Source organism: Paenibacillus aurantiacus (assembly GCF_042431225.1).
GTDB classification, from domain to species: Bacteria; Bacillota; Bacilli; order Paenibacillales; family Paenibacillaceae; genus Paenibacillus_Z; species Paenibacillus_Z aurantiacus.
Window position 1 is genome coordinate 293,868 of the sequence record NZ_JBHMDO010000033.1, and the last position, 23,414, is coordinate 317,281.

The following is a 23,414-nucleotide window of genomic DNA, read 5'->3' on the forward strand; positions in this document are numbered from 1 at the left end:
TACGCCTCTTCCAATCACGATATTCCCGTCCGATCCAACATCTAGCTATCGATTGCGTAATATCTTCGGAAGTGGGAAATTGTGGTTGAAATTTCTTGAACGATCACGTATGATGCTAGTAATAAGTTAAAGGCAATGCTACCTGAACAGGTACATCCTCGAAGCTACACGCCGGAGGATGTGCCTTTTTTGCATCTATAAAATGTTTAAATATTACACATCTGATATTTCCTTCAAGCAAAAGATGAAGGCAATGTTACCTGTTAAGGGTACATCCTCGGACGAATCCAAGGGTGTACCCTTATGTCCGTTTCTGCGAAGGAACGACGCTGATTCTGTGGCGAGATGCTAACCGCCGATACTTGTAAGCGGTTGCATTTTACGCATATTAACGAAAGGGGTTACAAAACGATGATGAAGAAAACAGGGGTTCTTCTCAGCGCCATGGCCATGACGATCGCGCTGAGCGCATGCTCGGGCGGAAGCACGGGGAATGGCAGCAATGGAGGAGGAAATGAAACCGCACCGACTACGGCGGAGCAGAACGCCGACGGGCAGTCGAACGCATCCGGTTCGGATGAGCTCTCACCCGAGCCTGGCGCTAAGCTGATCATCTGGGAAGCGAAGGAGCAGCAGGCGTTCCTCGAGGAAATGGGAAAGCAGTTCACGGCGAAGTACGGCGTCCCCGTTGAATTCCAAGAAGTCGGCGGCGGCGACCAGCGCAACCGGCTGACGACAGACGGGCCGGCAGGCATCGGCGCCGACATTCTCGCGATCCCCCACGATCAGCTCGTCGAAGCCGTTGCCGCCGGACTCTTCCTGCCGAACGACTTCTACGCCGAGGAGACGAAGAAGAACTTCCTGCCAGCGGCCGTTGATGCCGTGACGATCGACGGGGTCCTGTACGGCTACCCGCGGAATATGGAGACTTACCTGCTCTACTATAACAAATCGCTCGTGAAGCCTGAGGATCTGGCCAGCTGGGACAGCATCAAAGCCTTCTCGCAGAAATTCAACGAGCCGAAGAACAACAAGTTCGGCTTCATGTTCCTGGCCAACGACTTGTATTTCGTCAATGCGTTCGCGAATGGCTATGGCGGCTACATCTTCGGCCAGAACGGAACCGACCCGACAGATATCGGCATCAACAAACCTGAATTCGTGGAAGGGATGAAGTTCTACCAAAGCCTGCACGACATCCTCCCGATCAAAGCGACCGACGCGACGGCCGACGTCAAGACGAACCTGTTCCAGACCGGGAAGCTTGCGATCAACATGGACGGAATCTGGCAGCTGGGCAACTTCACGACCGAGAAACTCGGCTTCGAAGTCGGCGCCGCCACGCTCCCTCCGATGCCGAACGGCAAGAGCCCGCTTCCTTTCGCCGGCGTGAAGTCCTACTTCGTCAGCGCCTTCAGTCAATACCCGAACGCCGCCAAGCTGTTCATCCAGATGCTCACGTCGGAGGAAGCGTTGTCCAAGGAATTCGAGATGACCGGCATTATCCCCGCTCGCAACGGGATGGAAGACGACGCGGCAATTAACAAGAACGAAGTTGCGACAGCCTTCCTCGAGCAATTCAAAACCGCGCAGACAATGCCGGGCATTATCGAGATGCGCGCGGTGTGGACGCCGGTAACGGCCGCGCTCGAGCCGATCTGGAACGGCGCCGACGTGCAGAAGACGATGGACAAAGCCGCGGCGGATCTCAAAATCGCCATCGAACAGCAGGGTAAATAATCCGCCAAGAAAGGAGTAGCAAGCATGAGCGAAGTCAATACGAGCTCTATCCCTACCCTTCCTCCCGCCATGGACAGCCTCCCTCATGCGCGTAATTCCGCTGCGCTATCGGTTGTCGCGGCGGGGCTGGGCCAACTGTATAATCGCCAGTGGGGCAAGGGCTTTATCTTGCTGGCGATGTATGCGCTTGGCCTGTACTTCGCTATTACCCGCCTCGGACATGCGCTCTGGGGTCTGACTACGCTCGGGGAACAGAAGCAGCAGATGAAGCTCGTCGGCAAAGTATACCAGCCGATCGCCGGCGACCATTCGATCTTCCTCATGGTGCAGGGTCTTATCGTCCTCTTCGTCGTCTTCCTGCTTGTCTTGCTGTACGCGGCATCCATTCGCGATGCGTACCGAATCGGCAAGCTGCGGGAGCAAGGCATTGCGCCGAAGCCGTTCATCGAGACGCTGAAGTTCGTCAACGACAAGTGGTTCCCGTACATGATTCTGTCGGCGCCGCTGCTGTTCGTGCTGTTCTTCACGGTGCTGCCGATCGTCTTCTCCATCCTGATCGCCTTCACCGACTATTCATCGCCCAACCATCTTCCGCCGGCGAATCTCGTCAATTGGGTCGGCATCACGAACTTCTTGGACCTGTTCCAACTGAGCGCCTGGGCCAAAACCTTCTACGGGGTGTTCACGTGGACGATTACGTGGGCGGTGCTGTCGACGGTCACGACCTTCTTCGGCGGCTTCGCGATCGCGCTGCTCGTACAGCAGAAGTTCGTCCGGTTCAAATCGTTCTGGCGCACGCTGTACATGCTGCCGTTCGCCATTCCATCGTTCGTGTCGCTGCTCATCATGCGCAACTTTTTCAATACGCAATTCGGCCCGGTCAACCAATACTTGCGTTGGTTCGGCATTGAAGGTCCGGAGTGGCTGGCCGATCCGTTCTGGGCGAAAGTAACGGTGCTCATCGTCAATTTCTGGCTCGGCTTCCCCATCTCGATGCTGCTGATCATGGGGATTCTCACCACGATTCCAAGGGAGCAATACGAAGCGGCCGAGGTTGACGGCGCCTCTCCGATCCAGCGCTTCCGGATGATTACGTTCCCGAGCGTCATGTATTCGCTGGCCCCGATTCTGATCGGCACGTTCGCGGGCAACGTCAACAATTTCGGCGTTATCTTCCTGCTTACCGGCGGCAACCCGGCCAACAGCGAATACCAATTCGCGGGCGAGACCGATCTGCTCATCACGTGGTTGTATAAGCTGTCGATCACGAATGGCAAATATAATTTCGCCTCCGTCATCAGCATTATGATCTTCGTCATTATCGCCGGCCTGTCGATCTGGAATTTCCGCCGGACGAAGGCGTTCAAAGAGGAGGAGACGTACCGATGAGAACCGGCCATCGGCTGAGACAATCGTTGTGGATGGCCGTTAGTTACGTGCTGCTTGCCTTGATCGGCGTATTCGCCGTATTCCCTGCCCTATGGGTGGTGCTGTCCTCCTTCCGCCCGGGGACATCGTTATTCAGCGAGACGCTCATTCCCGTCAGCTGGACGGTGGCGCATTACAGCGAGCTGTTCACGCGTTTCCCGTTCGCAGCGTGGTATTGGAACACCCTGAAGATCGCGGTCGTGTCCACCATCTTCGGGACGATCTTCGTCCTGCTCACCGGCTATGCGTTCTCGCGGTTCCGGTTCTACGGCAAGAAAAATGTGATGAGCGTCCTGTTCGTCCTGGGCATGTTCCCTTCGTTCATGAGCTTGTTCGCCGTCTACATCCTGCTGCTTAATATGGACCTGCTCAATAAACATTCGGCCTTGATGCTCGTCTACACGGCCGGCGCGGCCATGGGCTATCTGGTCGTCAAAGGATACTACGACACGATTCCCAAGAGTCTGGAGGAAGCGGCACGGCTCGACGGGGCAAGTCACTGGGGCGTCTTCTTCCGTATCTTTCTTCCCTTGTCCCGCCCAATGATCGTGCTGCTCTCCGTCACCTCGTTCGCCGGCGCATTCAACGATTATATTTTCGCGCAGGTCGTGCTGCGGTCGACGGAGAAGCAGACGCTCGCGGTCGGACTGTTCAATATGGTCAGCGGCAATTTCGCGACGCAGTTCACGATCTTCGCGGCCGGCTGCGTGCTCGTTGCCCTGCCGATCACCGCGGTGTTCCTCATTTTCCAGCGTTATCTCGTCGAAGGGTTGACGTCCGGAGCGGATAAGGGCTAGCGGGTCGGGCAGCGGAACAAACATAACAACTGTGAAGGATGGTCATGATGGTGCAAACCGAAAAACTACTTCAACGACTCAATGCCATTGGCGAGTCCTTAAGCAAGACGGATGGCGCTTTAGGACTGCTCGGTCTTGGATCGGTCGGACTCGAGACGGATCGGCTGGATGAATACTCGGATCTGGATTTCTTCGTATTCGTTCGAGCCGGCGCGAAACCGCGCTTTCTGGAAAGTCTGGACTGGCTGGAGAATGCTCATGCGTTGGCCTATAGCTTCTTGAATACCGAGGTGGGCTACAAGATTCTGTTCGAAGACGGCATCTACGGCGAGTTCGCGATCTTCGAGGAGGAAGAGCTCGCCGTCATCTCGTATACCGGCGGTCGAATGGTGTGGCGATCACCCGATTGGCAGACGAATGTCCCTGCCACTTGGGGGCTGCCGGCCAAGGAACCTAAGACAGACCTGCATCATCCGCTCAATGAGGCGCTGACGAATCTGTATGTCGGCCTCAGCCGTTATGCCCGCGGCGAGCGTCTGTCGGCCTTGCGGTTCATCCAGAGCTATGCGATCGACAATCTGGTCTCCGTCTTGCATCTGCTGGAGCGGGAAGAGTCGTTCTTCCCGGATCCGTTCGGCTCGGAACGGCGGCTGGAACGCCGATTCCCGGCGTTCGCCGGCCAGCTGAGCGAGATGCTCCAAGGCTGCGACCGTTTGCCGGAATCTGCGCTGGCGATACTTGGTTATATCGAGCGGCATTATCCGGTTAATGAGCGGCTGAGCTGGGAGATTCGGCGGATGGCGCGGGAGTGCGGTGCGAGCAGGATTATCTAGCAAACTTCCCATGCAACGAAGTAGAGCCTCGGGCTGGTGCCCGAGGCTTTTCTACTTTCAACTAACCCAAGAAACTATTCGATTTGCAAGGTGCGTTCTTCTACTATTCATTAATAAAACTTCTTCAAGTCTTCCCAAGTCTCGAGTTTAGCTAAGTCGTCATAATGAATGATAATTTGGGGCTGTGACTTAAAAAATAACACAGTAGTGGCTTCATACTTTTTTACTTTTATCCAATGGATAATTTTGAGATACTTACTTACTTCCTCTTCAGATTCTGAAAAGTCTGCATGAAGTCTAATGTGGATCTTAGACAATGAATGTATTTCCTTACCCATATCTGAGTATAAGACATCGTCCCCATACTTATTAAGTAAATCTTCTCTTGCTTCGATTAGTAGTTCAGCTGTAGAGTACTCATTAAAGTTCTTTTGTACAAATGAGTTTATTTCGTTACTAACATCAAAACCTTTACTCGTAGCAAGATAGTTATCTTGGAATCCGTTCTCATATGTGGGAGCAACGTTAATTAATACTCCGGAGTCCGCAGCCCAAGAAGAATAAAAATTACTGTCGATTTTGCTATAGCTTACTCCGCGCAAAGTAAATTCTATAGTTGGGTACTTTGTTTTAAGATAATCATCAACCTTCTTTTCGTATCTCGCCTTCTCCCATGGAATACCATTGGTTGCCGTATAGAAAAATAATTCCCCACTACAAACCACGATCCCGAAAAAACAAACAATCTTTAGCACAATTCCTTTTCGTAATTCCAATTTAACTTTCCCCTACTCATCTCAGAATGCATTAGCTGCTTGCTTGTAAACTTCGACATTGACAATAGAGACCGATATTGCTTTCTTCGTGGTATGCCTCTCCTTCAATGAAGACGTAAGCAATACACTGCAAGAATATTCTATTATAATGCATTAAGACCTAATAGTACCAATTATCTGTAGTACCAGAACCGATTTTTCCAAGTGCGCGAAATTGATTTCAAACTATTTGCCTAATAGGAAATAGTTCCAGCCCTCTATTGGAATTGCTTTCACACCATTTTCACAAGTATATTTAGCACCCTCCGTATACTTATGATGTTTGTAAAAAACTATTGAACCTGCATTTGGGTTAATAACCCAAAAAATGAAATTATAGGTCTCATATGGTAAAGTAAGATACTGTTCATTGATTTGATTTTTTTCATCTTGTCCCTTTCTTATTACTTTTTCATTTTTTATCGCACATAATGCCTCTCAGGTCTCATCTCCGTTTTTCACTATTCTATATCCACTATTTTAATTTAATATACAGCTCCTAGACCATTGCTAAGTCCTGTAGAAGTTCTTCTTCCTTTATGGTCATCTTCTCTTTTTTAACTTATTGATCATGATAATAATGGCATCTTTAATTCCACCAAATAAATACCGCTTAATATTCGCTTCAGATTGGGCTTCCCATTTCTCACGGGGCATTCCAACATCAACCGTTATATATTTGTCTTTCCGATTGATTCTTAATTTCTGACATCCTACAAAATTCCACGCCCTTATGTCCCCATCTACACGCAATACATTAGCAAACTCCTTAATCTCAAGAGAATACTCTTTATTGCAATAAGTCTTAAATAGTTGCCTTAACTCAATCAATAGCTTCTGGACCACCTCAGCGGCATTTGTGTCTCCCATTTGTGAGCCGAAAGTAATTGTTGGTGATCGGAGTTCATGTTCACACACACATACTTTTTCTTTTTTAACCCATTTTTCTTTGTTCTCTGGACCAGTTTTTTCTCAACAAGTGCTCTTTCTTTTGTAAGCATCTCCTGCACGGAATGAAGTATTCTCTAGTTAAAATTAAAAAACCTGAATGGTCATAAACCATTCAAGTTTCATAGTCATACTATTCCTAACTTCTCTCTATACTCTTGATTTATTTTCCATAGTTCTTCAATGGGAACAATGGAACGCGCCCGTTTCTCTAATTCTTCTCCTTCAGCCCAAAGAAAAGGATAGATAAGAAACCCGGCGTCAGATTCAATTTGAAGTACATCCTCTTTCCAATTTCTCCACCGAAGTGACTCATAAAATTTGCATATGTCTCCAAAGAAAATCCAGTTGATAAAATCTGTATATGTCATACCTAGTGATTCCCACTCAAGGGTATCTGGCGCTAGATAATACACCTCTCCCTGATCTCCTGGGAAAGCTCCTCCATTTAATGCAAAGAACCCACCTAAGACATCATCGGCAATAGCTAATGCTTGGGATTGTCTGGTGCTTTGATCATTTTGGAAAAGGTTCCAGCTCACGATATCTCTTCTTAAACGGGGATGACCTGAACCATAAATCCTTATCCATCCATGGTCAACAAGTAACCCGCCAGTATTATAGGTTACCGTACCAAGAAATGATTTTGTTGCCACTTGAAGTTTCATTAGAATCCCATCCCTGTTACTGCTTGGGGATAAGACCTCCACGTGGTTAGTTGCTTTTTCTCGCCACTCTTGAAAGATCTCGTTTGTTGATCCATCTTGCGTTAATTCACGTGACGTTTTCAAGTTCCTACCGCCTTACGTTTATTTTACACACTATCTATTTCTTCGATTAAAGCTAAAAATGAATCCTGAAGCTCTCCGTCAGTAGCCACTGAATCTAATAGCAAAGTGGGTTCAATCGGGCATTCAGCTAAAGTCGAACTTCCATCTAGAATGCCAAGCATATTCGAAATGGTGTCGACCATGGTTTGTTCCACTATTTTCAATAGATGCTCTCTGTTCTCTACATTCAGGCTGTTATAGAGGTTTATTGCATTCTTCCAATACTCGTCTGTTTGAGGACCCACAATCGTTGTTTCGTACAAATTTCTGTAGAGAGGGTGAGATTTTCTTTTACGATTGATTCATATAGTGCTTTAACAAATGTCTCATTCATGTTTGCTTCATCCTCATTTATGGTTTTGACATCTACATACATCCGGAATCTCTGGGTCAAACCAAAAGTTTGCACAGACTTCTCTTTGTTAAGTCCTACTCAGTCCACTCCATTATTTTCCGCCAAAGTTGCGTCATTATGAAGAGGTAAATGCATTTGCCCACAAGGTAATAGCTAATTGAAATCTTTCATCTTTTGGGTGTAGTGTTTTTTATCAGTGAAAGCTACATAATCCAATCCCTGACAATAGTTTAGAATGCCATCATTAACTGTTGTCCCCATAAAGACAAAGTGCTTTAGTTGAGGGAGGTTCTTAATGAATTGAATGGATGGGATCTGACCATTATCTGTAAAAGTTAATTTTTCGAGTTTATTCAGATTATGAAGTTGATCTGCATCCTGTATATTTTTGCAAGACTCTATGGACAATTCTATAAGGTGACTCCCGTTTTCCCAATTTAATTGATTCACAGATTCAAGTTTGCTGCAATAATACAAACCTAACTTCGATATTTTGGAGAACGCACGAATGCCCTTTAAACTGGTTATTGTGGATTGAAAAATCTCCAGTTGTTCTAAGTTTATTAAATCTGATAGCAATGTTAGATCCTTGCTTTTCGGCTTGTACTTCCACATATTGAGGATTTTCAAAGATTTGCAATTCTCAATACCAATTACATTCTTGTTTATATCTACATACAAAGCTTCTAGATTCGAGAATTTTGATACGTCCACTTTTGTTATTGGGTCCCCTAAAAAGAGAACTTGCAGATTAACCAAACTGTTCAGTCCGGAATAATCCTCGATATTGGAACTAATAATATTTACTTTTTTCACATCCCCGCAATCCTTCAGAAAATCAAGCGTTGTTTTATCGTAGAATGAATCATTTATTGCAATTGAAGCTGTGTTATTCGTATTGATATAATTCACATATTCTTGAATTCGATCTCCTTCTAGTACAATATACTCGCTGTTAAGTCCATCCATAAATTTAAATCCATCTTTCTGAATAATCGCCACTGAACGATCCTCCTACTATTAAAGGTAGAGCAAGCAAGATAATTAATCGAATTTCAGCTCAGATAGATCGAGATCAATGGATTCTTCCATGTAGTCGTATTCAGGATTATTCAGAACTTCTGTTTCAACCTCATTTTGCAACACTCGAATCATTTCCTCAGGAATTTCATACTGACCAAACAGTGAAACGAGAGCATCAAAATAATAGCTAATATATCGACCTTTTTGATCAGAACTTTCTACGATTGCTTTATAGGGTAACCAAATGCCCCAGTTTAGTATCTGTTCTCTTCTGTTTAAATCTGGACCCTTCACTTCTGTTTTTACAGTTGAACAATTGGTGGAAACCATCAAGTTAAGGTACTTGATCTCTCTTTCAGTAATCTGCTCCAACTTTGATTTTAGGTTTTCATTTAGTATTCCCCTGATTTTGAGATCCACTTTGTGGCTTATCGAAAAATAGATATTAGGTTCGCTAAACAAACTGCTTGTAATAATCTCCATAGAATCTCCTATGTATTATTATTTTTCTAGCTTAGTCATCCTGTTTTCCCAGTGGCTACAGCGTTTTTTGCCACTTATCATCGCCCATAATTCTGTCTACGATATGTTCTACATCCCACACAGCTGCGATTTCAAGACCTTCGCACTCCGTTTGAGTGGACGCTCGAATTTCACCTTTGTAATAGATGGAACATTCACCATTTAAGTTATCCATTATACATTTCGGTGGCGGCCATGCTTCTTCTTCGTGAGTAAAGTGACGGTGATCTACAACAGGCCATTGGCCAGACTTTAGGACATCATCATATACACCGACGAAGAATTGGTAGTTTTCACCCGAAGGCAAATCCTCCATAGATTTACCTCTGTGATGATAAATAGCAATCCCAGCATCCTTAAATCTTCTGCCGAATGCAAACTGTCCATCTGGTAATGGGATTGCATAGACATCTCCAAGCTTAATTCGTTTGCGTTTAACAGCCATTTACTTACTCCTTTACCGCTGCGTTAAATCGGTTGTCTCTACTTGTTATCAGACCAGCTGTATCCTGTTTAAGTACTTTGCATCTCTGTTTCAATCGTACAGCACGATCGACAGATGAAGAAGTAAAGGAATGCCTCACCGAAAATGAATGAAAAGCCTTCTTGGATAAGTCCCTCAATGTCGTAATCCTCACTGCAAACTGTAGCGACATAATGCATCACCTCTTCACAATGTGAGCATTTCTTGTGAATACCTCCATTTGGGAATAGTGGAATGTCCATTAATCGACAGACGTACGCTGAACCGAATGCTGCGAATGCACGATCCATTTCATCTTCAGTAGCAGGAACGTCGACTTCATGCATATTCTCCAAAACCATAGCAACACACGGCAATGGATAGGGTAATCGATCTTCCGGTTCAGCCACCCATTTCTCCTCATCAACTTGCTTTAGAAGCGCGACTGACTTCGTTTCTGAATCCATTCGAAAAACTTGATTGGACCAATAGGAAGAACAATTGAGACAAGACACAAGTGGGATGCGATCGAGTTGGCCTGTCCGTAGAGAGGATAACTTTTCATCCTGGAGATCAAAATCGAAAAGTAGGTGTACGTTCGTGCCACAATTCGGACATTGTGGAGTTGACCAGGATTCTCCCCCGAAGGTGTGCACATAAACACCCTCCCCTCTAACTACTCGATAACCTTGGCTGCACATCGAGCTGCTCCTTTTCATTGAAATCCCGTTCTACACGCAAATTGTCCATCCGTGTGTTTCTGGCCTTCCTTTAATACATCCTGCACGAAGCTATCTATTCCTTTTATTTCCTTTTGTCTCATATTTAAGCCATACAAAACACACCCCCCCCCTGTCTCCAACCAGACAGAGGGTTCCACTCACTCAAAAACTACAGCAACAGCCGCACGCCCTATTCCACTACCAACTCAAAATCTGCCGCGCCATGATCGTCAAATCCACAATGTCAATCTTCCCGTCCGCGTTCAAATCGTGCTGCTTCATTGTCTCCCACTGCGTGTCCGCACTTGTTTTACCGTACGACTTCGCCATCAGCGCCAAGTCGCCGATCGTCAAACTGCCGTCGTTGTTTTTGTCGCCCGGCACGGTCGTGATGACAGAGGTTTGGAAGACTTTCAATGCCGCATCCAACGTCTGGATCGCCTGCTCCACCTGCGCACTGGTCGCGGCGTCGTTCGCAGCCACGGTCTTCGCTTCGTTGATTGCCGCTTGCAGCTTCGCCTTCGCCCCGGCAGGATATTGGCCGACCCGGCTGCCTTCTACGGCGGCGTCATGCGCTTGCTGCGCGCTGACGATTAACGCGTTCAGCGCCGCTTATCCGAGACGGCCGATATGCGGACCATGAATGATTGGCTCGGAAGCCGGGACTCCACGCCTTCGCCGTTCGCCGTGGTCAGCGCGAACGCAATCGTCTGATTGCCCTGTGTGGCGCTCGCTCTCGCCTTGAACGTCAGCTTGAGCAGCGTGCCGTTCGGATTCGTCTGCCCTTTGCCTACATGCACGCCGAGAATGCGCAGTTGACCGGGTTGCTTTACGGCGTGATCGACGACGACGAACTTCGACTCGTCTGCCGAATTGAAATCTACGAATTCGAGCTGATCCGCATCGAAGGTCAAGCGAATATCCTGCGCCAGGATGTCTTCTTCAACGGCAGCCATCCCGTACGCCAGGTCGAACGCCGCCCCGCCAGCCGTGACAGACGATGGTCCTTGCACTTGAATCGAAGGCGTGTTGTTGCTTGCCCTCCTTCGCATACCCATACTCCTGCTGCGTGTTTCCACTGGTCGCTTCTCGCAAGGATTCCCTCTACGCTGTATGCAGCCGCTTCTTCCGTCGTCAGCTGCTTCGTCCATTTCAACCTGCTCTTCGGATCAGCCCCAGGCCCATAGCTGGTAAACTCGCCGTAGCGCGCGGTCTTCTCGTTGTTCGGATTGCTCCAATTGTTCCAGCCTTCCGGCGCGCCGCAAGCGACGCTGTCCGGACAGCCTGCAATAGAAAAAGGCCGCTCTCCATAGAGCAGCCTGCTTCCCTATAACCTGTCGTTCGATGGTGATGAAGCCGCCGTTTGTCCGGCCTGTCCAGCTCGCTTCCTCGCCTATCCGCCGAGCCTCTACAAGTTCTCCGTGGCCAACGTGAACCCTTCGATCGCGACATCCTCGTCCACTTCGATCAACAGGCAACGTCTGCCTTGAAAATTCACCTGCTTCACATACTTCAAGTCCTGCGGGCTTACCGTGATCGTCGCGATCTTCGTATCGATCTTGATCGATTTGGACGTGAACTTCGGCACGACGCTGCTCGCTTTGATCTCGTAATTCCGGTCGTCGACAACCGTCTGGAACGCTTGCTCCACCTTCTCCGTCGTCACATCTTCCACGCCGCTTGCCATCAGCAGCCGCTCCACGTCTTTGAAATCAAGCGTCGGCGGCTCCTCCGTGTCGTGCGATTCGACGACCCGGTTGATCTCCTCGTACACGTAAGCGATCGTGCTCGAATCGAGCGTCTCGCCGGCCACTTCCTTTACGATATCTTCGAAAATAGTCCGCTCTTCCAGCGCCGTCACCGTCGGCTCGGCGTTGAGCACCTGCTCGACGAAATGCGAATTCGGCTCATTGGCTTTGCCCGAGCAATACAGCACGCGGTTCACGTCGGAATAGCCGTCCGTCACGCTCGGATAGAAGAATCCTTGCTCCGGCGTGCTCAATTTGATGATCGGATCGACGAAGACGTTGTACTTGAACTGTCGCTCGACATAATCGAACATCAGCGTCTTCCGCTGCGACTCGGTGGAATTCACGCTGCACAGGATGAACGGATGCGCGAACATCTCATCCTTGCCGGTCTCCTCGGCTGCATCGTTCCGGGACTTGGTTGGACGGAAGTATTGTCCGCGTATGAAGGTGACGACCATGTCCTTCTCATATTTGCGGTCCTTGATCATCTTCTCCACAAGATGAAGCATCAAGTCCTGCCACTCGTCCGGATCGCCAGTAATGAGCGCTTGATGGAGAAGCACCATCGTCGGCTCGCCCTCTTCCACGTTCTCGTGGAACTTCAGCTCGAACAGCTTCTGGCCCAGCTCGCCGGACAACAGCTTCTTGAAGTTGCCCATATGTAACTCCTGCTTCTCTCTATCCACCAGCGCGAAAGGCTGGCGCTCCCAATGATAGATCTCGCTGCTATCTTTCATAATGTACACGTTCAGAATGTCGTAATTATTGAGCAAATCGTGATCCAGCTTGAACTGCTTGCGAATGTGCGCGATTTCTTTTTTGATCATGGTCCGTCAGACAGCTCCTATTATGTGATATGGCTTTACCAGTATAAACGATGGAGCTGGCGAAGTGTAAGTAAAAAGAACGGGCGCACCGCTGTGTGGAGGCAAGCACAGAAAGGTGCTGCCATATAGAACGCTTCTCGCGGTGGAGTCGTCAAGCTCGAACGGGTTCGGCACGATCATTCCCTTGAGACGCTCCGGCCGCGAATTACAATAAAGTGCCCCAACGTCATCCACGACGACAATGGGGCACCTTGATCAAATAGGCAATCTCAAGCTTAGAGCGGCGCGGCCAAAACGATTTGGCCCCTTGGTTGCGTCCCGAGCGCGTCCGGTTCCAGCGTTATTGCAATCGTATCGTAATCTTGCGGTTTAAATGTATAGTACATCGCGCCATGACCTTGTTCCGACAAGAACGTGCCTGCGCTTACCTTGGCGTCTTCTTTGATCAACCATACCTGGTAAGCTTCCGTCCCCTGTAGCTCCGGTAAGTTCTCCGCCTGCACGACCAGATGAGTGCCCTTCTGATCAATTACGATCGTCGCCAATCCTTGAGCGACAATATCCGCCGCCGCCGGAGCCAGTTGAACGGCTTGCTCGACCCTCATCTGCGGGCTCGAGGCATCATGCTGATCAGCCAGTTCACCACGTAAATCCGCAATGGTTGCGAGCTGAGAGCCAGCGTAGGCGACAAACAGGATGACGGCTGCCGCGAATCCTGCCGCGAGCCACCGAATTTGCCGGTTGCGGGATTTCAACTTCCGCCCAAGCTCATCCATGTCCTCGCTGCCGCTGCGCTCTCGAACTGTAGGCACGGACACGGCGTTAGCCTTATAAGCAGCCTCGTCCTCCGTTCGTCCTTCGGTCGGCTGCGCTTTCCCAGCCTCGCTTCCCAGCACATGACTTAACACACGACGCTTCATGCCTGCGGGCACTGGCTGCTCCTCGACGGACAAAGGCAGCAGATCGATCACTTCCATCAAGGCTAACCGGCTGGCGCGGCAAGATTCGCAGCTGTTCAGATGAAGCTCGAACGCTTCCCTCTCCTCGTCTGCGAGTCCGCCCATCACATATAGCTCTAGAAGCTCGCATGGGTCCTTATCGATGTATGTCATGCGGTGTTTCCCTCCTTTCCGAACCGCCAAGCCGCGTTCTTAATTGCTTCAAGGCTAACCGCAGCCGGCTCTTCACCGTGCCAAGCGGTATGCCCTTCCCCGCCGAAATCTCTTGATGCGTCAGCCCTTGAAAATAAATCCAATCCAGCACATTCCGCTGCTCTTCGTTCAGCTCCTTGACCGCATCCTTCACGATTTCGGCCATCAAATTCTTCGAAGCTTCTTCTTCCGGGTTCATGCGCTCGTCGGGAATGGCGGCGAATAGCTCCGTATCCTCGGTCTGCTTGGCCGTCCGATTCTGCTTCCGCCGCAGCTGATCGATCGCAATATTGCGCGTGATCGCGAAGATCCACGTCGACAGTTTGCCTTGCGATGGATCAAACGGCTTGGCGTGATTCCATATCCGCATAAACAATTCCTGCACGATTTCCTCCGCCAGCATGGCGTCGCCGACGAAGCGATAAGCGAAGGAATAGACAGCTTGTTCATAGCGATCATACAGCCATTCAAGCGCCTTGGAGTCGCGCTCGGCGATCCGCCGCATGATCTGGACTTCATCAATTGGGTTGTCCACCAGAAGCCCCCTCTCGTTTTACCTATTATAATCCGATGCCGCATCTTCGAGGAGAGTCCAAAAAAAATCTCGTAAACCGGTGATCCGACTGCGCAAAACATACGAACCATTTTATGAACGGCTTTGAGCCCACTATCTTAAGGAGGAATTGGTACATGAAAGGAATACGCGCGAAACTATCGACGCTTCTGTTGACCCTGCTGTTGTTGGTGCCGACAATGGCCAACGCGCATACGGTCAGCACGACCGGCCCTTCCCCGGACCTTCGGTCAGCATTGGGCCGCCTGCTGGGCGAGCATGCGATTCTCGCCGTCGTCGCCATGCAAAAAGGGATCGACGGCGCGCCCGACTTTAGAAAGGCTGCCAATGCGCTGAATCAAAATACGGACGACCTGACGGTCGCCATCGCTTCCGTTTACGGTAAAGACGGCGCAGCGGCATTCAAGACGATCTGGAGCTCGCATATCGGTTATTTCGTCGACTATGTGAAGGCGACGGCCGCCAAAGATGAAGCCGGAACGAAAAAGGCGATTGCGGATCTGGAGGCATACCGGATGGAGCAGGCGAAGTTTTTCGCCGACGCCAATCCCTACTTCGACGAGAGCATCATCGCCAGCGAATTGAAACATCACATCGATCACCTTTTGTCCGCATTCAACAACTACGCTAACAAAAATTATACGGCGGCTTACAAGGATGCTCAGACCGCGTACACGCATATGTTCGCGACCGGCGATGCGCTGGCGGCAGGCATTGCGAAGCAATTTCCGAGCCAATATTCGGATGCGTCGTCCACGAACCCCGCCTCCGACCTTCGTTCCGCACTGGAACAGAAGCTTGGCGAACATGCCCTGCTGGCCGTCTTCGCGATGCAAAAGGGAATCGACGGCAAAGCGGATTTCGCCGACATCGCCGCATCGCTTAACCGCAATACCGACGACATCACGGCGGCCGTTGCCTCCATGTACGGCAAAGAAGCCGGCGAAGCCTTCAAGACGATCTGGTCGTCGCACATCGGTTATTTCGTCGATTATGTCAAAGCAATGGCTGCCAAAGATGAAGCAGCCGCGGCCAAAGCGGTTCATCAGCTTGAGCAATACCGGATGGAACAAGCGAAGTTCTTCGCCGGCGCCATTCCAAGCCTAAGCGAGCAAACGCTGGCCGAAGGCCTCAAGATGCACATCGGTCATTTGCTCGACGCCTTCAACGCATATGTCGCCAAGGATTACGCGAAGGCTTATGCCGATGTCCGCACAGCGTACAGCCATATGTTCCCTACGGGAGCGGCCCTTGCGGCAGGCATCGCGGCGCAATTCCCGGAGCAATTCCATACGGCCAACACATCATCGGTTCCATCCGTACAAAAAGTTTGGTTCCAGGTGAAGTCGAACCTATTGACTATTGACGGCAGCAAAACCACCATGGACACGATGCCGTTCGTCAACCAAGGCACGACCTATATCCCGCTTCGTTATCTTGCCGAAGGCATCGGCGCGAAGGTCGTCTGGGATGCTTCGGACGACTCCGTCTGGATCATTGCCGGCGAGAACAAAGCCGAATTCTGGCTGGGCGCCGATTTCATGGAGATGAATGGCCAACGAATCGAGATCGGTGACCCGATCATCATGAAGGATAACCGCACCCAAGTGCCGGTCCGCTTCATCGCGGCGCTGTTCGGTTGGGACGTCCGCTACAACACGACGGATTGGTCGATCACGCTGACTAAAGCCATGGCGATGGAAGCGAGCTCAAATCATCATTAATCACAAGCTTGACAATCACAGGATGGCAAAAAGCCCGCCGGACCATGAGATCCGGCGGGCTTCGCATTATTCGATCGTTGGCTTCGTCTTCGCTTGCAGCAGGCTATAGATCGCTTGAGCGGCTTGCGCGCGAGTCGCGTCCGCCGCAGGGACGAACTTACCAGCGCCCGTGCCCACGCACCTATTTGCATCTACGAATGATTCGCCTTGTTCATGTTCTTCGGCGGCTGATTACGGCGTCTTGGCGATAGAGACCGCCTCGACTTCCCCGTACTCCCCTTATCCTTCTGCATGACGATGAGCCGCTGGAACGCCATGAAGAGGAACAACAGGAAGCCGATGGCGATCTTCGTCCACCACGAGCTGAGCGTGCCCTGGAACATGATCAGCGTCTGAATAATGCCCGTGCACAACACCCCGAGCATCGGTCCGATCAAGTAACCGAAGCCGCCCGTGAGCAGTATGCCCCCGATCACGCAGGCCGCGATCGCATCCATCTCCATGCCGAGCAGGTGAAGCGAATAGCCGGACAGCGTGTAGAACGTGAACACGACGCCGCCGAGCGCGGACATGAAGCCGCTGAGCGCATACACCTTGACGAGCGTTCGCTCGACCGGGAGCCCCATGAGGCTTGAAGATTTCTCGCTCCCGCCTAGCGCGTAGACCGCTCTGCCGAACGCCGTATACTTCGCCGCCACGATCGCAATTACCACTACCAGCAGCGCGATGACGACGCTGATCGAGATGAAACCATCGCCGAACAAGCGGATTTTGTACTGGGACACCCGATTGAAGAACGGATCGCTGATGACGATGCTCTCGGTGCTGATGAGGTAACTGATCCCTCTCGCCAGGAACATGCCGGCCAGCGTCACAATCCACGGATGGAGCTTGAATTTGGCGATCAAATAGCCGTGGCCGATGCCGAGAATCGTACCGATGAGCAGCGATGCGGCGATGACGACGAAGGCGTTCGCCCCCTGATTGAGCAGCGCGCCCGACACCATGCTGACCAAGGCGACGACCGAGGCGACGGACAGATCGATGCCTCCCGAGATAATGACGAACGCCATACCTGTGGCGACGATGATGAGATAGGCGTTGTCGATAAACAAGTTCAAGAACACCTGCACGGAGAAAAATCCCGTATATTGCAGCGATCCGGCGCCGTAGAGCAGCGCCAACAGCAGCAGCGTGGCGAGAATAATAATGTTGTTATGGCTGATGCGACCGGCAAGCCCTTTCATTTGACCGCCACCTTCTTCCTCGCGAACGTCATCTTGGCGCGGAACACGTCCGATTGCAGCAGACAGACCAGAATGACGACGACCGCCTTCACGAGCAGGATGCTCTGCGGCGGAATACCGAGCGCGTAGATCGCCGTCGTCAGCGTCTGGATGAACAATGCGCCGACGACCGTACCGCCTAGATAGAAGCGCCCGCCCCGCATCGAAGTGCCGCCGATCACGACGGCGAGAATCGCGTCGAGCTCGATCCACAGGCCGGCATTATTCGAATCGGCGCTGCCCAAGTTGGCGCTGACGATAATGCCGCCGATAGCCGCGCACGCGCCTACAATCGTGTAGGCGATCATCAGGATCATGCGGGGCTTGATGCCCGCGTAGAGACTCGCCGTTTTGCTGCCGCCGGCCGCTTCGAGGAACAGGCCGAAGGCGGTTTTGGTTTTGAACAGATAGAGCAGCGCGAAGATGCCTGCCGCGATGAAGATCGGGAACGGCAGTCCGAGTAAGTACCCTTTGCCCAAGTACGTGTACGACGTCACGGAGGTAGACAGGATTTGCCCGCTCGTAATGAGCTGGGCGATGCCCCGGCCGATCGTTAGCAGGATCAGCGTGGCAACCATCGGTTGGATCTGCAGGAAAGCGACGAGCATGCCGTTCCACATGCCGCACAGCACGCCGACCGCGAGCGCGGCCAGCAGCGCGATCCACAGCGGATAACCATCCAGCAAGTAGATTCCCGCTGCGCCGGAGATGGCCAGCACAGAGCCAACGGAGATGTCGATGCCCTCCACCGCGATGACGAGCGTCATGCCGAGCGCGATAATGATGAGCGGCGCGCCGTTCTTCAAGATATCGATCAGATTGCCGTACAAGTGCCCGTCATGGAGCTCGATGCGGTAGAAGCTTGGCGTGATCGCCGCCAGGATGAGGAATAGAAGCGCCATCGCCAGCAGCGGCCGGCTGATCGGGCTGCGCATCCAGCTACGCGCCGATTCCGCCAGATTGGCCATGTCCGCCGCCTCCTTCCGCGATCATATGCATGATCCGATCCTCGGTCATGTCGGATCCGCTCAACTCGCCGATCGGACATTTGTCGCGCAGCACGACGACGCGGTCGCAGCACTGCACCATCTCTTCGAGCTCGGCCGAGATGAACAAGACGGAGATGCCCGTCTTCGCCAAGTCCAGAATGAGCTTGCGAATCTCGAGCTTGGATCCGACGTCGATGCCGCGCGTCGGTTCGTCCAGAATCAACAGCCGCGGTTTGGTCGCCAGCCACCTGGCCAGAATGACCTTCTGCTGGTTGCCGCCGCTCAAATTCTCGATGCGCTGCTCGCTGCCCGGCGTCTTGATACGAAGCAGCTCGATGTAATAATCCGCCAGCTCCTTCTGCTTCCGCAGCGGGATCGCCCTGAATATCCCTTGTCTCGCCTGAAGCGCAAGCGCGATATTCTCGCGGATCGACAGCTCCCCGATGATGCCGGCCACCTTCCGGTCTTCCGGCGTGAAGCCGAACCCCTTCCGAATCGCTTTGCCCGGATGCATCGCCGACATCGTCTCGTTATCGATGACGAATACGCCCTCGTCCGCCTTGTCGATGCCGAAGATGAGTTTGGCCACTTCCGTTCGGCCGGAACCGAGCAGGCCCGCAAGTCCGAGCACCTCGCCCTTGTGCAGCGTCAGGTCAATCGGCTCGATGCTTCCCCGCTTCGCGATCGCCGACGCCTTCATGAAAGGCTCGAAGCCGCCTTGTTGCTCCGCCTTCTGGCCGCCCGCTTCGGCAGGGTTCCATTCCCGGCCGATCATATGGGAGACGAGCTGCGTCCGAGGCAGTTTCTGCGTCTCGAATTCCCCGATCAGCCTGCCGTTGCGCAGCACCGTGATCCGGTCCGTAATCTCATACACCTGATCCAGGAAGTGCGTCACGAAAATAATGCCGAGCCCTTCGTCCCGCAGCTTGCGCATGACCGCGAATAGCTGCTTGACCTCGTTCGTATCAAGACTGGACGTCGGTTCGTCCAGAATGAGCACGCCTTTCGACAAATCAACCGCACGCGCGATCGCCACCATCTGCTGCACCGCGACCGAATAATGGGACAACGGCTGCTTCACGTCGATATGCATATCGAGCCTGGCCATGAGCTCCTTGCTTCGGCGGTTCATCGACTCCCAGTCAATCAGCATCCGCTTGCGCGGGTAGCGGCCGATGAAAATGTTCTCCGCCACCGTCAAGTTCGGACAAAGGTTCACCTCCTGATAGACGGTGCTAATCCCAAGCCGCTGCGCATGCTGCGGCGAGCGGGGATGGATCTCCTGCTTGTTCATCCAAGCTATGCCCGACTCCTTCTCGTACACACCGGTCAACACCTTGATGAGCGTCGACTTCCCCGCTCCGTTCTCCCCCATGAGCGCGTGTATTTCCCCCTTGCGCAGCACAAAATCCACGTCTGACAGCGCCTGGACGCCCGGGAAGGACTTGCTGATTCCCTGAGCCCTTAATAGTTGACCCGTGTCCATCTTACTCACCTCGCAAATTGTCGTCCTCTTCATTGTAGAAAGGACGCCGAAGCAAGTATTTAGAATTACAGGCTATTTTGTTAACTATTCGGTCATTCACGATCGGTTCCCGCTTATGCCGGCTCGATCTGTCATACCTCGTGTCCAACTATTCTCTCAGGAGGATGAGAACAATTATCCTAAAATAGAACCATTCCACATTTTTCTATTATTTGATAATCTGAGCTAATATGACAACGTCATGTACGGGTCGAGCCACGGTAGCGAGCAACCCATCTTCACGAAGCTGACCAATCTTTTTCTGGGGGAGGATCCCTATTCAATGAGTATAGAACTCACTCCGCAAGGACGTGATACCCTCTCTCGCACATCGGAACAACGTCCGCCTAACATTCTGAACAACTCCGCGATGAGAAGCGCATCGGGAGGGCCTACCCTCCATCCGTCGGCAATGAGCGTCCTTCAGCTCCAAAAGGCCGTTGGAAACCGCGCGGCACAACAACTCTTACTACCTCGCATGCAGCCGATCCAACGCTTAACGGCCTCCGCCTGTACTTCTGATTTATGCACGCCGGCGGTCTTACCAAGCACTAGCCCTTCCAAACCTGTGCAAATGGTGAGATATCCGCTCAAGGAAGGCGATGAGTCGAACAATCCGTATTCCATCCCTGAAACCGATCAAAGCCGCAATACTGCCAAAGAAATCGTAGCCGCGCTGCATCAAGCATTGGAAGAGCATAGAGAAGTGCTCAAAGCACCAAAACTGGAAAATGGCGAACGTAATACAGCGGCCAAAAAGAAAGATTGGGTAGAAGGGTACATGATCGGCGTTCTCATTACCTCAAGCAATAAAGTCTATATTACTTGCTCTGGCTCCCCGCCGGCAGACTTCAAATCAACGGTGTCGAAGTTCGGCATCGTCATTAACTCCAATATCCCGAAGGATAGTGCTGCCGCAATAATAGAAGGCGAACTGAACAACGCCCCTGGTGCGAGACCCGTGAAAGACAGCGCAAACCATATCCACCTAGAGCAGGATCATGAACATCAAGAGCATCCGGAAGTAGGCGCAGTCGCAGGCAAATGCGCGGCGCCTAAGCTAATTTGGCACTTAATCGAAGAGACAAAAGAGCAGCCGGTCGCCATGTCGGAAATCTTATTTGCCCCGGAGGGCAAACCAAACGTCAAAATCAATGATGCTCAAGGCGAGGAAAGGTCTTATGGGGACAATGACATTGTTCCTTCCTGCCTGACTTGCCAGTCTCTGGTTACCGGACTATTGAAACAATTGGAATCCTACCGCAAATTTCAAGCTGAAGCGGAAGCATGGGGTCGCAAGGATCGGGAGCAGCGGGAACAGCGGGAAAAGGAGTACGCCATTCAAGAAGAACTTGAGAAACAGCAAGCGGCCGCATATGTAAAGAAACGCGAGGCGGCCATGGCTGCAGAACGATTAAATACCGGACAAACCAAACTCGTCGCGCTCGTTTCGGAGATTACGGTCAAATTAAAGGACAAAAAATACAAGAAGAATAGTTTTGCAATGGAAGTACTAAAGGATGTTGAAGGATATTTGGCCTTGATCGATATCGAGGCCAAGAACATAAATGAAAGGGAAATTCTAGTCAATGCCGACCTGTTGGATCAATTGATCAAACAAGCCAAAAAAGAACAAGAAATTTAGATGAGGTGTTGTGACGCCTGCCTCTTGGTTCGGCAAGCATAAACAGCCGCGATATGCCAAACCCGCCATTCGCGCCAAAAAGCCGGCTTGCGCCGGCTTATACTGGTCCTGCCCTAGGTCAATACCATGCCCGGAATCTGAAAACGTCTGACGGTTATTCCCTCTCTCCAATCGATAGCATCGATTTCACGGTCCCGGTATTCCTGCATGATCGCCTTGAAAATTCTCGCGATCAACATGCAATCCCCGGAGGCATCATGACGCTGCAGATCGCGATGAGGCAAATCATAATAACGGATCAAAAAATCGGTCGAGATGATATTCGTGATCTCGGGATGGATGCAGACAAACAACGCCTTAATGTCTAAAATTGGATTCGTAAGCATCGGTGTCCCGTATTGGCGGCAATGGTTCCTCAATAGTGGAACATCATATTCGTAGCCCGCCTGGGTCACCAAAACGGTGTTCGCCGAGAATGCCTCGAATTGTTGATAAGCTTCCTGAAAGGAAGGGGCATTCCGCAATAGCTCGTCGTTTATCCCCGTCATTGCAGAGATAAATGGAGGAACCGCTTTCGGCGAATACACCAAAGTCGAAAACGATCGTTCGGCTTCCAACTCGCTCGTCAGGGTTACCGCACCGATTTGCGTAATATGCTCGGTGTTGAAATTGATCCCGGTTCCTTCCAAATCAAATACGCAAAAATGGGTCTCGGTTAGTCCATCGACGGCGATCCCTCTCACTTCGTAGGTTTCTTCGTCCAAGAAGCGGATATCCATGGCCTCCTCCTATTCGCCCAACGCTGATCTTGAGTAATATCATAGGCTTCTACCTTGACATTTAGTTCTCTAGTGAATGTTGAATCCCCTCGGTTATACTCCCACATCAGAGCGCTCAACGAGCAAAAAAAGCAGCGTAACGCGGCTGAAGCCCTCGTTACGCTGCATATTCGTCTTAGTCCCATCCTTTAGCGACAACCGATTTCTTTCGCTTTGACAGTAACCTGCCTATTGGACCCATTTCTTTTTTGTGCTTGAGCGTGCTCTTGACGCCCTCAATTAGAAGTTTTGACCTTCCTTCATTTTGGCGATCAAGCGTCTGCAGCTTCGTAATGAATTGCTTGTCCATGTTCAACATTCCTCCCACTATACTTAATAATCAGGAGTGTTCGATTCGAAAGAACTGGCTTCTATTATAACTCCCTGCATGTTTAAATGTTTGTCGCATTATAGAGGCGGCAAACAGAGGTATTGTCGATTTATGAGATCCTCTCTTCCCTCTCTACGATGAATACAATCTTGCTTAGCGCTGTATCCTAACTATAGAACATTTGTTCGTATAGATCAACTAATGATTCGCAAGGAGCCCTGTCCTCCCTAATCGGCCGCAAAAAAAATAAGACGGCTACCGAAAGATAGCCGTCCTCCTCTTGGTTAAGCGCAAGCTTGCAAGTAAATCATTCCCGA

Annotated in this window: 23 protein-coding genes and 1 pseudogene; 6 read left to right on the plus strand and 18 right to left on the minus strand. The window is 51.0% G+C overall.

The features are described 5' to 3' along the window. Window positions 1-411: 411 nt before the first annotated feature. The 4 genes from ACFFSY_RS20245 to ACFFSY_RS20260 all read left to right on the plus strand — a co-directional run bounded on the left by ACFFSY_RS20245 (window position 412) and on the right by ACFFSY_RS20260 (window position 4,798). The gene (locus ACFFSY_RS20245; RefSeq protein WP_377497405.1) at window positions 412-1,740 is read left to right on the plus strand and encodes a sugar ABC transporter substrate-binding protein; all 1,329 of its coding nucleotides are present in this window, start codon (window positions 412-414) and stop codon (window positions 1,738-1,740) included. 24 nt (window positions 1,741-1,764) lie between these two features. Further along, window positions 1,765-3,129: a carbohydrate ABC transporter permease gene (locus ACFFSY_RS20250; RefSeq protein WP_377497407.1), complete on the plus strand. Its 1,365-nt coding sequence runs from the start codon at window positions 1,765-1,767 to the stop codon at window positions 3,127-3,129. A 239-nt stretch (window positions 3,130-3,368) separates the two neighbouring features. Next, the gene (locus ACFFSY_RS20255; RefSeq protein ID WP_377497849.1) at window positions 3,369-3,965 is read left to right on the plus strand and encodes a sugar ABC transporter permease; all 597 of its coding nucleotides are present in this window, start codon (window positions 3,369-3,371) and stop codon (window positions 3,963-3,965) included. 47 nt (window positions 3,966-4,012) lie between these two features. Then, complete coding sequence (locus tag ACFFSY_RS20260; protein ID WP_377497409.1) at window positions 4,013-4,798, plus strand: hypothetical protein; 786 nt, start codon at window positions 4,013-4,015, stop codon at window positions 4,796-4,798. Window positions 4,799-4,908: 110 nt separating this feature from the next. On the opposite strand, the gene ACFFSY_RS20265 is transcribed toward ACFFSY_RS20260, so the two are convergent. The 13 genes and pseudogenes from ACFFSY_RS20265 to ACFFSY_RS20325 form a co-directional block, all read right to left on the minus strand. Beyond that, window positions 4,909-5,574 (minus strand): hypothetical protein, encoded by a 666-nt coding sequence (locus tag ACFFSY_RS20265; protein ID WP_377497411.1) that lies wholly within the window; start codon window positions 5,572-5,574, stop codon window positions 4,909-4,911. A 582-nt stretch (window positions 5,575-6,156) separates the two neighbouring features. Then, the gene (locus tag ACFFSY_RS20270) at window positions 6,157-6,483 is read right to left on the minus strand and encodes an Imm44 family immunity protein (protein ID WP_512699696.1); all 327 of its coding nucleotides are present in this window, start codon (window positions 6,481-6,483) and stop codon (window positions 6,157-6,159) included. Window positions 6,484-6,689: 206 nt separating this feature from the next. Continuing rightward, window positions 6,690-7,352: a DUF2625 family protein gene (locus tag ACFFSY_RS20275; RefSeq protein ID WP_377497415.1), complete on the minus strand. Its 663-nt coding sequence runs from the start codon at window positions 7,350-7,352 to the stop codon at window positions 6,690-6,692. 547 nt (window positions 7,353-7,899) lie between these two features. After that, on the minus strand, window positions 7,900-8,748 hold the full coding sequence (locus ACFFSY_RS20280; protein WP_377497417.1) for a hypothetical protein: 849 nt from the start codon (window positions 8,746-8,748) through the stop codon (window positions 7,900-7,902). A 42-nt stretch (window positions 8,749-8,790) separates the two neighbouring features. Then, window positions 8,791-9,252: a hypothetical protein gene (locus tag ACFFSY_RS20285; RefSeq protein WP_377497418.1), complete on the minus strand. Its 462-nt coding sequence runs from the start codon at window positions 9,250-9,252 to the stop codon at window positions 8,791-8,793. A 55-nt stretch (window positions 9,253-9,307) separates the two neighbouring features. Next, window positions 9,308-9,736 carry an Imm26 family immunity protein gene (locus ACFFSY_RS20290; RefSeq protein ID WP_377497421.1) on the minus strand — a complete coding sequence of 143 codons (429 nt, stop codon included), beginning with the start codon at window positions 9,734-9,736 and terminating at the stop codon, window positions 9,308-9,310. A 68-nt stretch (window positions 9,737-9,804) separates the two neighbouring features. Next, on the minus strand, window positions 9,805-10,164 hold the full coding sequence (locus ACFFSY_RS20295) for a hypothetical protein (protein ID WP_377497423.1): 360 nt from the start codon (window positions 10,162-10,164) through the stop codon (window positions 9,805-9,807). Window positions 10,165-10,674: 510 nt separating this feature from the next. Continuing rightward, window positions 10,675-11,082 (minus strand): dockerin type I domain-containing protein, encoded by a 408-nt coding sequence (locus ACFFSY_RS20300; protein WP_377497851.1) that lies wholly within the window; start codon window positions 11,080-11,082, stop codon window positions 10,675-10,677. Then, a complete protein-coding gene (locus tag ACFFSY_RS20305) occupies window positions 11,079-11,528 on the minus strand; it encodes a cohesin domain-containing protein (protein WP_377497425.1) in 450 nt (149 codons plus the stop codon). The genes ACFFSY_RS20300 and ACFFSY_RS20305 overlap by 4 nt, the downstream gene beginning before the upstream one ends. Before the next feature lie 53 nt (window positions 11,529-11,581). Beyond that, window positions 11,582-11,794 (minus strand): annotated as a pseudogene (locus tag ACFFSY_RS20310) (pectinesterase family protein); the annotation flags it as partial. 90 nt (window positions 11,795-11,884) lie between these two features. Beyond that, entirely contained in the window at window positions 11,885-13,054 is a 1,170-nt protein-coding gene (locus ACFFSY_RS20315) for a DUF4317 domain-containing protein (protein ID WP_377497426.1), read from the minus strand. A 275-nt stretch (window positions 13,055-13,329) separates the two neighbouring features. Continuing rightward, window positions 13,330-14,166, minus strand: coding sequence for an anti-sigma factor (locus ACFFSY_RS20320; protein ID WP_377497428.1), 837 nt, complete (start codon window positions 14,164-14,166; stop codon window positions 13,330-13,332). Beyond that, window positions 14,150-14,740, minus strand: coding sequence for an RNA polymerase sigma factor (locus ACFFSY_RS20325; protein ID WP_377497430.1), 591 nt, complete (start codon window positions 14,738-14,740; stop codon window positions 14,150-14,152). The genes ACFFSY_RS20320 and ACFFSY_RS20325 overlap by 17 nt, the downstream gene beginning before the upstream one ends. A gap of 155 nt (window positions 14,741-14,895) precedes the next feature. Between ACFFSY_RS20325 and ACFFSY_RS20330 the strand changes: the two genes are divergently transcribed. Further along, window positions 14,896-16,503 (plus strand): copper amine oxidase N-terminal domain-containing protein, encoded by a 1,608-nt coding sequence (locus ACFFSY_RS20330; protein WP_377497432.1) that lies wholly within the window; start codon window positions 14,896-14,898, stop codon window positions 16,501-16,503. 191 nt (window positions 16,504-16,694) lie between these two features. Here the strand turns inward: ACFFSY_RS20330 and yjfF are convergent, their stop codons facing one another. Genes yjfF through ACFFSY_RS20345 form a run of 3 tightly spaced genes read right to left on the minus strand, consistent with a single transcriptional unit; the run spans window position 16,695 to window position 20,264 of the window. After that, complete coding sequence (gene yjfF, locus ACFFSY_RS20335) at window positions 16,695-17,750, minus strand: galactofuranose ABC transporter, permease protein YjfF (RefSeq protein WP_377497434.1); 1,056 nt, start codon at window positions 17,748-17,750, stop codon at window positions 16,695-16,697. Further along, window positions 17,747-18,757: an ABC transporter permease gene (locus ACFFSY_RS20340; RefSeq protein WP_377497436.1), complete on the minus strand. Its 1,011-nt coding sequence runs from the start codon at window positions 18,755-18,757 to the stop codon at window positions 17,747-17,749. Before ACFFSY_RS20340 ends, yjfF begins: the two co-directional genes overlap by 4 nt. Next, window positions 18,729-20,264 carry a sugar ABC transporter ATP-binding protein gene (locus ACFFSY_RS20345; protein ID WP_377497438.1) on the minus strand — a complete coding sequence of 512 codons (1,536 nt, stop codon included), beginning with the start codon at window positions 20,262-20,264 and terminating at the stop codon, window positions 18,729-18,731. Before ACFFSY_RS20345 ends, ACFFSY_RS20340 begins: the two co-directional genes overlap by 29 nt. A gap of 322 nt (window positions 20,265-20,586) precedes the next feature. Between ACFFSY_RS20345 and ACFFSY_RS20350 the strand changes: the two genes are divergently transcribed. After that, the gene (locus ACFFSY_RS20350) at window positions 20,587-21,948 is read left to right on the plus strand and encodes a hypothetical protein (protein WP_377497440.1); all 1,362 of its coding nucleotides are present in this window, start codon (window positions 20,587-20,589) and stop codon (window positions 21,946-21,948) included. 113 nt (window positions 21,949-22,061) lie between these two features. Here ACFFSY_RS20350 and ACFFSY_RS20355 read toward each other — a convergent pair whose 3' ends face one another. Continuing rightward, entirely contained in the window at window positions 22,062-22,727 is a 666-nt protein-coding gene (locus ACFFSY_RS20355) for a 3'-5' exonuclease (protein WP_377497442.1), read from the minus strand. A 175-nt stretch (window positions 22,728-22,902) separates the two neighbouring features. Further along, entirely contained in the window at window positions 22,903-23,076 is a 174-nt protein-coding gene (locus ACFFSY_RS20360) for a hypothetical protein (RefSeq protein ID WP_377497444.1), read from the minus strand. Window positions 23,077-23,414: the final 338 nt, after the last annotated feature.